Source organism: Paenibacillus methanolicus (assembly GCF_008124765.1).
Lineage (GTDB): Bacteria > Bacillota > Bacilli > Paenibacillales > Paenibacillaceae > Paenibacillus_Z > Paenibacillus_Z methanolicus.
In genome coordinates this window covers 190,974-203,366 of the sequence record NZ_VNHS01000012.1, presented here as the reverse complement: position 1 = coordinate 203,366, position 12,393 = coordinate 190,974, and the positions used below count along the sequence as shown (strand labels likewise).

Below are 12,393 nucleotides of genomic sequence, written 5' to 3'. Positions count from 1 at the left end.
GGGGGAGAGAACAAATGAACCTTATTTTTCACGGACACTCTTGCATTCAAATCTCGGATGGAGAGCACTCGATCGTCATCGATCCGTTCCTGAGCGGCAATCCCGTTGCCAAAGCCAAGCCGAGGACATTCAAGTTCAATACATCTTGCTCACGCACGGACACTCCGATCACACGGCCGACGCGGAAGCGATCGCCAGAGCTAACGATGCGACCATCGTCGCCACCTTCGAGCTCGCTGCCTATTATGCATGGAAGGGCTTGAAGACGATCGGAATGAACATCGGAGGAACGGTGGACTTGGGATTTGCGAAAGCAAAGCTTGTTCACGCCTTCCACAGCTCTTCCATTATCGATGACGCTACGCAAAGCATCGTCTATGCAGGCATGCCCGGTGGATTCGTCTTGGATTGGAACGGAGTTACGCTTTATCATGCCGGCGATACGTCGTTGTTCGGAGATATGAAAATGTTCGGCGAGCTTCATGATATTGATTACGCGGTACTGCCGATCGGGGATTTTTACACAATGGGACCTAAGGATGCCGTGATTGCCGCAAAGTGGCTGCAAGCAAAGAACGTGATCCCGGTTCATCACAGCACATTCCCAGGCATCGTGCAGGATACGGAAGCCTTCACCGCACAACTGAAGGAGCAAGGAATCGAAGGCCTCGCTCTCCAGCCGGGAGAACAGCTTGCGCTTGTGAAATAAAAGGCGTCATCGCGATACATATCGACTAGGATAGCACGATTCGTGTTTCGGCCGGGTTTTGGCTTAAGGAGCCGCTGATCGCAGCATAAAGCACGAAACCCGCGGCATCGCCCAAGCCACCTTCGAATTCGCGTCGCCCAGCCAAGAACAGGCGGTACAAACCGAGGAAGTTGCCGCGGCCAGAGATAAGCTTGCAGCTATCCGAGCGTCTAACCCGGCACGCTTCCGCCTTGCAATAAGCAAGTCCTCTACGCGCTGTCCGCCGAATTTGCGGCCAGCGCTTTTTTCGACAAAATCCCTCATATTTCATCCATTTACAACCGTCGTTCGCCGAGATACAATGTACTCCATGGTTTCCAAAACCCATCGAACCTCGCTCCCCGCAAGGCCGCGAATAATCCGAACCGTAGGAGAATCCACAACCCTCATGACCACCGTTTCCACTTATCTAAGCTCTCCTTACACGTACATCGCCGGCGAGAACTATTTGCTCGTCGTGGATGCCGATTACGAAGTGATCGAGCTTATTCCGTACCTCGACATGCGCTTGTCGCGAAGCGGCGCCGAGGACGCGCCGTCTTCCGCCATCGCCGTCACCTTCTGCTCGCGTCAGCAAGAGCCGTTCCTGATCGCAAGCAACGGCGAAGCCGACCTGAACGCGTTCCACGAGTCCCTGCTTGCCAAATCGAAGGGCCGCTGTCCGGCTTCCGCCTAAGGCTCCGGCCCGTTTCGCCCTCGTGTTGGGCCCATGCGGTCCCGCTTGCACCACGTTATTTGCGCCGCCGCTCGTCCCGTGACAGTCGTTTCTTTCCCGCACCGCCCTATCCCATCCCATGCGTCCCTTCCTCCTTGCCCAACATGCCCGTGAACATTACCGCCTTCCGCTAGCATAATTGGCGACTTTTTGGACAACCTCCATAGGGGTAATGTTCGATAGGAGGAGGGATTTCCATGAGCTTGTACCATTTGTATTACATTATCATCTTCAGCGTTCTGCTCGCGCTCGGCATCGGAGGCATGGCCTGGTTCGTGTTCCACCGCCGCAAAAGAAAGGCGCGCTGACCTGCGGTCCCGCATAAGCCTTCCGGTAAATCGCCGAACCCGCGCATGAACGATCATGCGCTTTTTCGCATGAACGCATTGGGGGGGCCGGCATGGACATGCCCGCATCCTTAGTATGCGACGCCCGACCAGCCCGCCCTCCCCGGCCAAAGCCGAACAAGCGCGAACCGGAACGGCGCGCGCTTGCTAGGCTTATTTGATTTGCGGCTTGGCGCGGCTTGGACGCGGGGCAGCCCGTCTACCGCCGATCGCGAAGCGGCTGCGCCTTCGCCTTGGCATGCGCGGCCGGCGTCTCCTCCGGCAGCTCCCGGGCGTTCATTCCGGGTACCTCTCGCGGCACGAACTCCATCTCGTCGGACGAGTAGAGCACGACGTATATTTTGCCGTGCACGGCGTTCGCGCGGACGAGCACCGGCTGGTTGTACGGGTTGCGGAACACGAAGTCCGGCCCGTCCCAGCTGACGGTGGCATCCCTTCCGGGGCGCACGTACGGCACGCTGCGGCTGTGCGAATACCGCGCCGATATTTCGAGCCCCGCGCGATCGGTCGCGTTGAAGAGCGTGGACGACACTTGGCAGATGCCGCCGCCCACGCCTTCCGATAATTCGCCCCGCACGATCACCGGCGCCTCCAGATAACCTTTCTCCTTCGTTCGCCTGCCAACGACCTTGTTGAACGAAAACTTCTCGCCCGGGAACACGACGGCATTGTTGATCGCCTTCGCCGCCAGCGCGATATTGTGCGCGCGATTATGATTGCGCGGGTTGAAATACGTCACGTAATAGCCGATCGGCCGGCGGCGGATCGCCGCGAGCAGCTCGCGGTCGACGCGCGCTGCGACCGGCCGCAACGGCGCTTCGACGAAGGCCGCCCCTTCCCCGTAGAAATACCGGTAGAACTGCGCGGTGAAGGCGCGCTCGTCCAGACGCCGCCCCTTCCGTTCCGCGATCATCCGGCCGTCTTCGGCGATATAGGCGTTCGTCGGCGCGACGTACGCTTTTTTGGACAATTTGGCGATCAACTGATCCATTTGATTCAAATCGACCATCGTCACGCCAGGCAGCGCGTAATCCGCCCGCTCCACGACGAGCGGCTCCGCGCCCTGAAGCGCAACGGTCATCGGCTCCGCGCTCCCGATGCTAAGCTGCAGCAGCGCGAGCAGCGCAGCCGCCCATCCCGCCTGCATTGGCGTCACCTCCCGAGAAGCCGGTCTTAGCCGAACTCGACATGTTCCATTCTCCAAGGCTGCCACGGCGCCGCTCGTCTCATGCGGAAGACGATCCGCCGCTCCTCCTTGCCGCCTTCCTTCCAAAAGATCGTCGCCCGAACGGCGCGCTCCGTCTCGAGCAAGCCCTCGTCCTCGGCCGGCGGCAGCTCGGTCAGCTGGCGCGCCGCCGTGATCGTCGCCACGTGATGTTGCATCGCGGGCAATTGCTCGTGATGGCGGCTCGGGAAGAGCATCGCCATCAGCTCTCGGTCCTTCTGGTTAATCGCCGTGAAGAACAAGGAGGCGAGCTCTTCCGGCGATGCCCCGCGGACGAAATCCGGCAGACGGCCGGCCGCCTTATGCACCATCACCTGGTGATCGTGGTCGACGCTGCGCGTTTTGTGCGTGCTGCTGCCCAGGAAATGAATACAGAAGTGGCCGCTGAAATCGTTGCCCGGGATGCCGTCGCCGCCGTGCGGCATGCCGTGCATGGAAGCGGCCAGCCGGTACCCGTCCTTGCTGACGAGAATGGCGCGCCGCTTCCAAGTCCATTTGCCATTGTAAATGAGCTTCATGACCGCGGTATCCTTCTTCGTCAGCGGCTGTACGTCGGCATGCGTGCTGCCCGCGCGCCGCTGAACGGCGAACTGAAGACCGCTCTCGAGATCGGTCACCGTGAAGATCGACTTCATCGTCAAGATTTTCGTCGCTTCTGGCCAAGACAACAACTCGCCATAGTGAACCGAGCGCAGCAGCGTCAAATAGCCCTTCAGCTCCGATCGCATACGGCCGGGCAGCTGAACGGAGACGCGTGCTCCCGGCTCGTACAGTCCGAAGTCCGGATCGACGACGTAGCGCCTCCCTTCTACCTCGAGGTACACATCCGATACCGGCTCGGGCTGCTTGGCCAATACGGGAGACTTCCCGATGATTCGCGACCATCGCCCGGTGTCGACCGGCAGCTCGGTCTCGAGCTTGGCGGTCCGCGAAATTATGACGAGCAGCCGGCCGTCCGCCTCCTTCTCCGCCGGGCTTCCGTGGGCGGAGCCGGCAAGCAGGAAGCTGGCCGCACCGCATAACAACAGGCTTTTGATCAAGCCGGACATGCCTTACCCCTCCACCCGTGTGTCGCTTGTATCCAGGTTCGATACCGCAACCGCTTCTGGTATAGGATGCCATAGGTTTCTTTTTCCTATTCGGCCTCGCCGATTATGAAAAAACATTCACGCCTGAGCGCGGCCGCTTGTGAATATACTCCATTAGAACCATTCGCAAAGGAGGCGTTACGGGTGCAGCAATTCGAATTGCAGCTGCAGAACGGCTATGGCCTGATTGCTTTCACGTCGAATCGCGGGGGAGCCTTCGCGATCTGGCTCTACCGTCCGTCCGACGGGTGGTGCGCCCCTCTCACCAGAGGACTCGCCGTAAGCGCATCCATCCCGTATTGGTCGCCCAACAAACGCAAGCTTGCCTTTATCGGAGAACAAAGCCGGGTGTACGTCGTCGACGCGCTGACCGGCGCCGTGCTGGCGCTCAATCGGATCGAATCGCACACGTTCCTCGATTGGTCGCCGAGCAGCCGGATCGTCGGCTTCGCCGTCCCGGAAGGCATTACGCTGTACGACACCGTCTCTCATCAAGCGGCCGCCATCCACCATCCCGGCGCATACGACCTGAACTGGTTCCCGAGCGGGCGGGAGCTGCTGTTCGCCGCGCCGGACGCGGACGGGAACGGGCAGCTGTACCGCGTGCGGACGGACGGCGGCGGCCTCCGGCAGCTGACGGATCAGAAGGAAGGCCCCATCCATCATGTCCGCCTATCGCCCGACGGCAGCCGCGTCCTCTACACGTACCCCGGCGCGAGCATCTCGCTCATCGCCACGCTCGAGCTGGCCACGGGCGCCGTTCACCGGCTCGAAGGCGGACCGCTGTCGAAGAACGTAAGTCCCGTCTGGTCCCCGGACAGCCGCAGCGTCGCCTACAGCGCCACCGTCTGGGAGAACGAACGTTACAGCGCGCAGATCGAGACCGACCTCGCGCAGGGCGGACGTCGCCAGACGATCGCGACCGCGAGCTGCTATGCGTCCGTCGTCAGCTGGTCGCCGGACGGCAACCTCATCGCGTACACCTCCGGCTGTCGGGAGCCCGGGGACGAAGCGACGCAAATGTGGGTGGCGGACGCGGATCAGCGGCGCGCGCCGCTGCAGATCGTGGACGGCACGGCCATTACGTCGCTGCAGTGGTCGCCGTCGTAAGGCGCTGCCAAGCGCGCGAAAAGGCTGAGACAGCTTGCCGCTGCTCAGCCTTTTGACGTTCCAACATAACCGCATTACTTCAACAAATTCAGCTTCACCGCCGCGGTGACCGCCTTGACCCGGTTGTTCACCTGCAGCTTGTCGAAAATATTCCGCGTGTGCACCTTCACCGTCTCCGGCGAGAGGACGAGCTTCTCGGCGATCTCCTTCTTGGTCAATCCGGCCGACAGCTCCCGCAGCACCTCCGTCTCCCGCTCGGTCAGCGGGGAAGGGGGCGCGATCGCCGCTCCCGCCCGCGGCTTGTCCAATCCCGGCGCGCCGCCGCCGAAATACGCGAACAGCTGATGCACATAGTGAATTTGGGAAGCGAGCATCGCGAGCACTCCGAATCGCTCCGGCTCGAAGGCGCCGGCCGTCAGCTTGTTCTCCATGTACAGCAGGCCCTGCCATTCGCCCTGGATCGTGACGGGCATGCAGAGCATCGACTTCACCCCGCCGCGCGCGACGTATCCGTTGTCCGCGAACATGCCTTCACCGGCCGCATCCTTGAGCGCGAGCGTCCGGCGCTGCACGAGCGCATATCCGACCGCTTCGGCGCAGATGTCCGCGAAGCGCTCGAGCGGCACGCCCGGCGAGTCGAACCGGCCGCCGTCGGCGATAGAGGCCGCATGCTCGACGACCGCGCCGGTCGGCGACAGCGAGAGATAACAGGCCCGGTCGGCGCCGGCGATCTCGATTAAGATCGTCATCAGCTGGCGGATCAGACGGCCGGTGTCCGCTTCCTGCGCGAACGCTTGCGAGGCGCGCATGACGGCGGCCAAATCGAGCATTTTGGCATAATCGAATCCGGCTTGCTCGGCGGAAGCCGACGGCTCGGCGTGCTCCGTCCCCGCCGGCAGCACCAAGGCTGCGGCATCGCCGGCGGACGACACGATCGGCACCGGCTGCTCGCGTAGACCCGGCTCGAACATCCCGATCCGTCCTTCGCGTTCCCAATCCGCCAGGCAGCGCTCGAGATCGGCGCGCAGCCCCCGCGCGCTCTGGTATCGCAGGCGCACCGATTTCTCCAGCAGCTTCATGACGATGCGCGCAAGCATCGGCGGTACCGGCTGCGACGGCCGATCGAGCGGCTCCGGCTTCTTCGCCATATGGGCGTGCGCCCAGCCGAGCGGATCGGCGGCGTGGAAGGGCAACCGTCCGCCCGAGAGCATTTCGTAGCAAGTGACGCCGAGCGAGTACAGATCCGTGCTCCCGCCGATCGGCTCGTTCATCCGCCCCGTCCGCTCCGGCGCCATATAAGGGGGACTGCCCTCGATCAGCGGCATGCTGCGCGCTTCCCGTCCTTCTCCGGTCAGGACGGAATGGCCCATGCCCGTCACGAAGACGCGCTTCGTGGCCGGCACGTAGATCAGCGTGTCCGGCCGAATATTCATATGCACGATATGCTGGTCATGCAGCTGCTCCAGCACGCGCGCGATTTGGATCGTTATCGATAAGAAAGAAGGCACATCGAGCGGCTGCATCTGCATATAATGCCGTAACGTCAGTCCGTGAATCCACTCGCTGGCCAGAATGAGCCCGTTGCCGCGGCGCAGCAAGTTTAGCGGCCTCAGCACGCCGGGTATATCAAGGTTACCGGCAATCTCGTATTCGTTCATCAGCTTCGCGTTCTCCAGCATCGCCCGCGGACCGTCTTTCACGAGCTTCAGCAGCACCGCTTGGCCCGACGCTTCGTGCTCCGCGCGGCATACGCGAATGAAGCCGTCCTCGAAGATGAGCTCGCGAATGAGGTAGCCTGGAATTTCAGTCATGAAGTCCCCTCCCATTCCTGCTTCCATTATACTAGGCGAACGGTCCGGGAGTCGAATCATGACGAAAAAAAGCAATATCCCGTAAGCGCGCTTTCGGCATGCGGTATACCGCCGGAATAATTTTCAGAATTGTATAGTCAATTTGGTTGATTTTTCTAAAGCGCTTACATATAATGAAAATATGAGCCAGTGAAGGAGGAATTAACATGCGTTATGCGGGTAATTTTGGCGTCGGTTTGATTTGGGGTTCGGTGCTTAGCGCGCTTCTCTGGATGTCGTTCATCGGCTGGATTCAGCTGATCAGTTCCTCCTTCGACCTTTATTTAAAGTAGAGCTCCTATATATGAAGCCGCCTCGGCCGAGGCGGCTTTTGTTTGTTTAAAGGGCCGTTATTGGCGGCCGCCGCGAGCCAAGCTTCCGCGGGTCACAAGCTTCGCTCCGTCATCGTTTGCTCCACGAGAATTTGCGCGTTCGTCGCCTCCGGAAGCAGCAGACGTCCGGCAAGGGATCGGCGGCAAGTACGCGTACGTCGCCTTGGATGCGACGCTGAACTGAATATACCGGAACGGCGCCGGTTCGATTCGCGACAGTTCCCCGTGAATCGCCAGACATACGGGCAGCGGAAGCCGCCCGCCTTCGCGCAGCGCCTCGTCTTCGACGTACAGCACATAGTCGATATCGCTGCTGCCGGCGATAACGCCCCCTTTGACCGCGGAGCCCTGCACGATCAGCCCGACGAAATGCCGCCCGAGCTGCCGTTGTATGATCTCGCTTACCTCGTCGTTGATGCGTTGAACTTCGGCCTCCAACACCATGTATGACACCCGCCTTGCTAGAATGGAAATTACGCCATCATCTCATATAGAAGGATTGCGGTCAATAGGCTTGGCGACTGAGGGTTCCGTATCAATTAACACTGCTTATTGAACGGGTCAAGCGTGACGCCGCAGGCAGAATTCCTCCGTTCGCGTGCTTCGCGCGGTCGGTAAAGGAGGATATTACCAAAACTTGCAGAAATAATTCCCATCTCACTCTACTAATGGAGGATTCGCATGAAGCTATTTCGCAAGGGACTAACGGCGGCCGTCTCTCTGCTGCTAGCCGTTTCGCCGATTCAGGCTTGGGCAGCGCAGCCGGGAGCGCCCGCGGCGCAGACGAAGGTTTATCTGAACGGCGAGCCGCTCGCCTTGGATGCGTCGCCCGTTACGCGTGGCGGCACGACGCTCGTGCCGTTCCGGCCGATTTTCGAAGCGCTCGGCATTCCCGTTACCTGGGACCCGCAGCAGCGGCAAATCACGGGACGAGGCGGGCAAACCGACATCGTCCTGAAGCTCGGCAGCCGGACCGCCACCGTGAACGGGAAGCAAGCGACGCTGTCCGCAGCCCCGGAAGCGGTGAACGGCGTCGCCTACGTCCCGCTGCGTTTCGTGGGTGAAGCGTCTCAGTATACGGTGGCATGGAACCCGGCGTCGCGGGCGATCACATTAAACCGGAAAGCCGGGGAGACGACCGGCAGCTCGCCAACCGCGTCTACGTCGACTCAATCCGGCCAACCGGACGGGCCATTATCCGAACAGAACGCCCCCGGCTGGATTAGAGGGGAAGTGCAGGGCTCAACCGGTAACACCTGGAATATCGAGCTTTGGCAAGTGCTCCCCGATGGCAGTCAACGGAAGCATTCCGAGGCCGTCACCGATACGTTAGGACGTTTCTCGTTTTCGGGTCTAACGATCGGCCAGACGTATATCGCGCAAGGAGAATGGCCGAATTCCGCCGGCTTGCGCGCCGACCGGTTCGTCTATCAGGATGACCTGCCGCCGATTTTAATGCAGGCGATGCCGAATACGGCGGTTATTCGGTTCCTGCTTCCGGACGGAGAGCCGGTCGTCAGCTCCGATATCGAGATCGTTCGCCAAGGAGGAGAGAACAGCCAACCTACGTATCACATCGAAGGGACAAGCACCTATTTGCTCACCAGCCTTCAAGTAGGAAAAAGCTACACCTTATCCGCGAATTTGGAAGGCAGTCTTTTCGGTTATACCGTTATTCCCTTCACGTTCACCTATACCGCTGGTCAAACCAACCGTTACGAGCTGCAATTGAAAGAGGCGGCCGACTCGCTTACGGGGAAAGTCCTCGACGATGCCGGCACGCCGATGCGAAACGTTCAAGCGGACTTTTACGATCAGAACGACGGGACATGGAGTCGAACGGTCTATACGAACAAGGACGGACGTTACGCCGCTAACGGTTTTCAGGACGGACACGCTTATCGCTATTTCGTTCGGCCTCCTGTACCAATGGCAGGCGAGCTCAGCCGGTATGCGCAGAACGAGGTCGTGACGTTTACCTATTCGACAAGCTTAAAAGAACTTCCGACGCAAACGATACGCCGCGTGCAGATGACCGGCACCGTCAAATCACAACTTGGAGAGCCCGTACAAGCTTTTGTCATCCTTGAAGATGCAGCCGGCAAGCAGATCGCCACGTCTCCCGCAACCGCGGACGGTACTTTCGGATTGCCCGCGCTCGTGGAAGGACAAAGCTACACGCTTACGCCCTTCCATACGGGCTCGCTATTCACCCGCGATTCGTCATCCTGGCTTGTCACATCTATTGCGACACTTGAGAAGAAAACGTTTGTTTACACCTCGTCGATGACATCCCTTGACATCACGGTGCAACTCTCCCCGCCTCTACTGGGCGGAAAGGTGCAGACGGCGGGCGGTCAAGTTGCTACCGGCGCCAAGGTGCACGTCGAATACGTGGACGGCAGCTCATCCCGCTCCTTCTCGTCCAGTTCCGGCAGCGACGGCAAGTTTTTGATAAAGACCGAAGGCCTCAAGAAAGGCAAAGCCTACGCGGTAAGCGCCGACGGCACCATGAAATCGCAGACGTACTCGTTCACGATCGAAGACAACAAAGTCGACCTGCCGATATTGGTCTTGGATACTCCCGTAAGCTAACCGCAGACGCACGAAAGATGCCCGGCTTCCGCCGCGGCATCTTTTCGTTTACGGTATGTTATTTCTCCCGAATGACGCCCTTCTTCAAAATCACGTTCCCGTACTGCGCCCGCTCGCCGGTCGCCACGATGGCATACGCCGCGCGCGCCCGTTCATAGAATGCGAACCGCTCCAAAAATCCGACCGCGATATCGGCACCCGCTCGCTCCGCGATAATGGTTCCGTACGTTGCCCAGATCGGCGTCTCCACCGTATCGCCCGCGACCTTCTCCATCAGCAGCACCGGCAGATCGACGTACTCATCGAGCGGCATGAGCGTCAGAATCGCGTCCAGCAAAGCTGGAATCGGATGGCCGTCGGCGCGAATGATCCGACGGGCGCAGCTCACTGCGGGGAAATTGGCGTCGGCCAGCACGATCTCGTCGCCATGCCCCATTTCCATCAGCGTCTTCAAGAGATCCGGGGAGAGAATGGACGGAATGCCGTTCAGCATGGGCGTTCTCCGTTGTAGACGGCGAAGGCGGACAGCGTCGGCTGCCACCGCGAGTCCGTGATCGTCAGGCGGATCGCGCGCGACGCGATCGCGTCGAAGCGGCAAATTCTTTTGCGGCCGACGACCGTTCCGGCGTACAGCGGCACCCACTTCCCGTTGGCCAACGCCTCCAGCTGGAACCGCTCGATCCGCTGACTATACCGGTACTCCTGCAGCACGATATGGTTGAACGTCGTGGACTCCGGCAGCTCGAAGACGATCTCCGCCCGCTCGGTCCCTTCCTCCGGCGCCCAATACGTATCGGGATTGCCATCCAGCATGTTCGCGGCCTCATGCCCATGCGCCGACTCCGAAGCGGATACGACCGCCCCTTGAGCGAGATCCGTTCGGAAAACGGTCCGCAGCGTCTCGCCCAGCTCCCGCAGCCGCGCCACGTCGTTCTCGTGGAATAACCCCCGGCGGTCGGGCGGAATGTTCAGCAGGAACGTCGCGTTGCCGCCGACGGACCCGTAATAGACTTGCAGCAGCTCCTCCAGCGATTTGACCCGATCGTCCTCGGACGCGTGGTAGAACCAGCCCGGACGGATCGAAGTATTTACCTCGGCCGGATACCAGATCAGTCGGTTTTCCCGCTCGACGATGGCGCGGCTGCCCAGATCTTCGTCCTGCGAATCGTAGCGCTTCGCGAACTCGCGGTCGTCCGCCTGCTGGGAGTCCGCTTGAATCTTCTCGTTGTCCCGCAGCGACGCGGGCACGACGCTCCACTCGGATTCCCGGCAGTGGCCGGCCTCGTTGCCGCACCAGCGGATATCCGGTCCGCACACCGAGATGACCGCGCCGGGCTGCAGCTCGCGCACCGTGGCATAGTAAGCGTCCCAGTCGTACTCCTGTCGCTTGCCGTTCGGTCCTTCGCCGCATGCCCCGTCGAACCAGACGCAGAAAATATCGCCGTACCCCGTCAATAGCTCCCGCAATTGCGCGACGAAATAAGCGTTGTACGCCGGCGAGTCGCCGTATGTAGGCTCGTGGCGGTCCCAAGGGGAGAGGTAGATGCCGAATTTCAGCCCGCCTCGGCGGCACGCCTCCGCGACCTCTCTCACAACGTCGCCCTCACCGTTCTTCCACGGACTGTTCTTCACCGAATGCCCGGTGTAAGCACTCGGCCATAGACAGAAGCCGTCGTGGTGCTTGCACGTGAGAATAAGTCCTTTCATGCCGGCATCCCTGCAGGCTTCGACCCATTGGTCCGCGTCCAGCTCGGCGGGGTCGAAGATGGCCGGCGACTCCGTGCCGTGGCCCCATTCCTCGTCCGTGAACGTGTTAACCGTGAAATGAACGAAAGCGTAAAACTCCATGTCCTGCAAAGCGGCCTGACGTTCGGTCGGCGCGACGAGCGCCGCGCGCTGGATGACGCTGATCATGAGCATTCCCCCAAAGTTGAGTTATCGATAACTCAAGCGGATTTGAGACCTATTATACGCGGTGGTAGCTGGCGTGTATAGGGACGATTTATCGATCTTTTTGTTCAGTGGCGCGCTGCTCGGTTACACGCGGTGACTGCGCTCGTAGCTTGTGCTGTCCAATGGTAGGCTGCGTACCGCCCTTCCGCTAGGGCTTCACATTACTTACGCAATAGCCCCCCTCTCACGTCTCGCCCAATAGTCGGCCGCACCTTACATGCCTCCACCAAATAGTCGGTCACACCGTCACACCTCACTATTGCGCCCCACCTGATTCTCTCCCCGCTCAATAGTCGACAACACGCCATCACCACGCTAACGCAAAAACAACCGCACGGCTTGCGCCATGCGATCGTCTCTCTTCTACCTACAGCCGCGCCTCTAAGCCAACAGCCCACCCGGCGCGGCGTCCCCGCAAATCCCAATGCGC

General features: G+C 60.4%; 11 protein-coding genes and 1 pseudogene. 6 read left to right on the top strand and 6 right to left on the bottom strand.

Annotated features, from left to right (window positions below; genetic code table 11):
* The first annotated feature begins 14 nt into the window (after positions 1-14).
* From BCM02_RS28590 to BCM02_RS28580, 3 genes and pseudogenes are all read left to right on the top strand, one after another.
* Positions 15-709, top strand: a pseudogene (locus tag BCM02_RS28590) (metal-dependent hydrolase).
* Positions 710-1,136: 427 nt separating this feature from the next.
* The gene (locus BCM02_RS28585; RefSeq protein WP_148932555.1) at positions 1,137-1,424 is read left to right on the top strand and encodes a hypothetical protein; all 288 of its coding nucleotides are present in this window, start codon (positions 1,137-1,139) and stop codon (positions 1,422-1,424) included.
* Between the two features lie 236 nt (positions 1,425-1,660).
* Positions 1,661-1,771 (top strand): PEP-CTERM sorting domain-containing protein, encoded by a 111-nt coding sequence (locus BCM02_RS28580; protein WP_148932554.1) that lies wholly within the window; start codon positions 1,661-1,663, stop codon positions 1,769-1,771.
* Between the two features lie 238 nt (positions 1,772-2,009).
* Here BCM02_RS28580 and BCM02_RS28575 read toward each other — a convergent pair whose 3' ends face one another.
* Both BCM02_RS28575 and BCM02_RS28570 read right to left on the bottom strand, forming a co-directional pair.
* Complete coding sequence (locus tag BCM02_RS28575; RefSeq protein ID WP_148932553.1) at positions 2,010-2,957, bottom strand: VanW family protein; 948 nt, start codon at positions 2,955-2,957, stop codon at positions 2,010-2,012.
* Between the two features lie 26 nt (positions 2,958-2,983).
* Positions 2,984-4,084, bottom strand: a complete 1,101-nt coding sequence (locus tag BCM02_RS28570) for a hypothetical protein (protein ID WP_148932552.1) — start codon at positions 4,082-4,084, stop codon at positions 2,984-2,986.
* A gap of 183 nt (positions 4,085-4,267) precedes the next feature.
* Here BCM02_RS28570 and BCM02_RS28565 point away from each other — a divergent pair, with 183 nt between their 5' ends.
* The gene (locus tag BCM02_RS28565) at positions 4,268-5,233 is read left to right on the top strand and encodes a TolB family protein (protein WP_187434455.1); all 966 of its coding nucleotides are present in this window, start codon (positions 4,268-4,270) and stop codon (positions 5,231-5,233) included.
* A gap of 74 nt (positions 5,234-5,307) precedes the next feature.
* On the opposite strand, the gene BCM02_RS28560 is transcribed toward BCM02_RS28565, so the two are convergent.
* Complete coding sequence (locus BCM02_RS28560; RefSeq protein ID WP_187434454.1) at positions 5,308-7,044, bottom strand: protein kinase domain-containing protein; 1,737 nt, start codon at positions 7,042-7,044, stop codon at positions 5,308-5,310.
* Between the two features lie 206 nt (positions 7,045-7,250).
* Between BCM02_RS28560 and BCM02_RS36415 the strand changes: the two genes are divergently transcribed.
* Entirely contained in the window at positions 7,251-7,376 is a 126-nt protein-coding gene (locus BCM02_RS36415) for a hypothetical protein (RefSeq protein WP_281288249.1), read from the top strand.
* A 57-nt stretch (positions 7,377-7,433) separates the two neighbouring features.
* Here BCM02_RS36415 and BCM02_RS28555 read toward each other — a convergent pair whose 3' ends face one another.
* The gene (locus BCM02_RS28555; RefSeq protein WP_148932549.1) at positions 7,434-7,859 is read right to left on the bottom strand and encodes a hypothetical protein; all 426 of its coding nucleotides are present in this window, start codon (positions 7,857-7,859) and stop codon (positions 7,434-7,436) included.
* A gap of 237 nt (positions 7,860-8,096) precedes the next feature.
* On the opposite strand from BCM02_RS28555, the gene BCM02_RS28550 reads away from it, so the two are divergent.
* A complete protein-coding gene (locus tag BCM02_RS28550) occupies positions 8,097-10,010 on the top strand; it encodes a copper amine oxidase N-terminal domain-containing protein (protein WP_148932548.1) in 1,914 nt (637 codons plus the stop codon).
* A gap of 58 nt (positions 10,011-10,068) precedes the next feature.
* Here the strand turns inward: BCM02_RS28550 and fucU are convergent, their stop codons facing one another.
* Complete coding sequence (gene fucU, locus BCM02_RS28545) at positions 10,069-10,503, bottom strand: L-fucose mutarotase (protein WP_148932547.1); 435 nt, start codon at positions 10,501-10,503, stop codon at positions 10,069-10,071.
* Positions 10,497-11,924, bottom strand: coding sequence for an alpha-L-fucosidase (locus BCM02_RS28540; RefSeq protein ID WP_148932546.1), 1,428 nt, complete (start codon positions 11,922-11,924; stop codon positions 10,497-10,499). The genes fucU and BCM02_RS28540 overlap by 7 nt, the downstream gene beginning before the upstream one ends.
* Between the last annotated feature and the right edge of the window lie 469 nt (positions 11,925-12,393).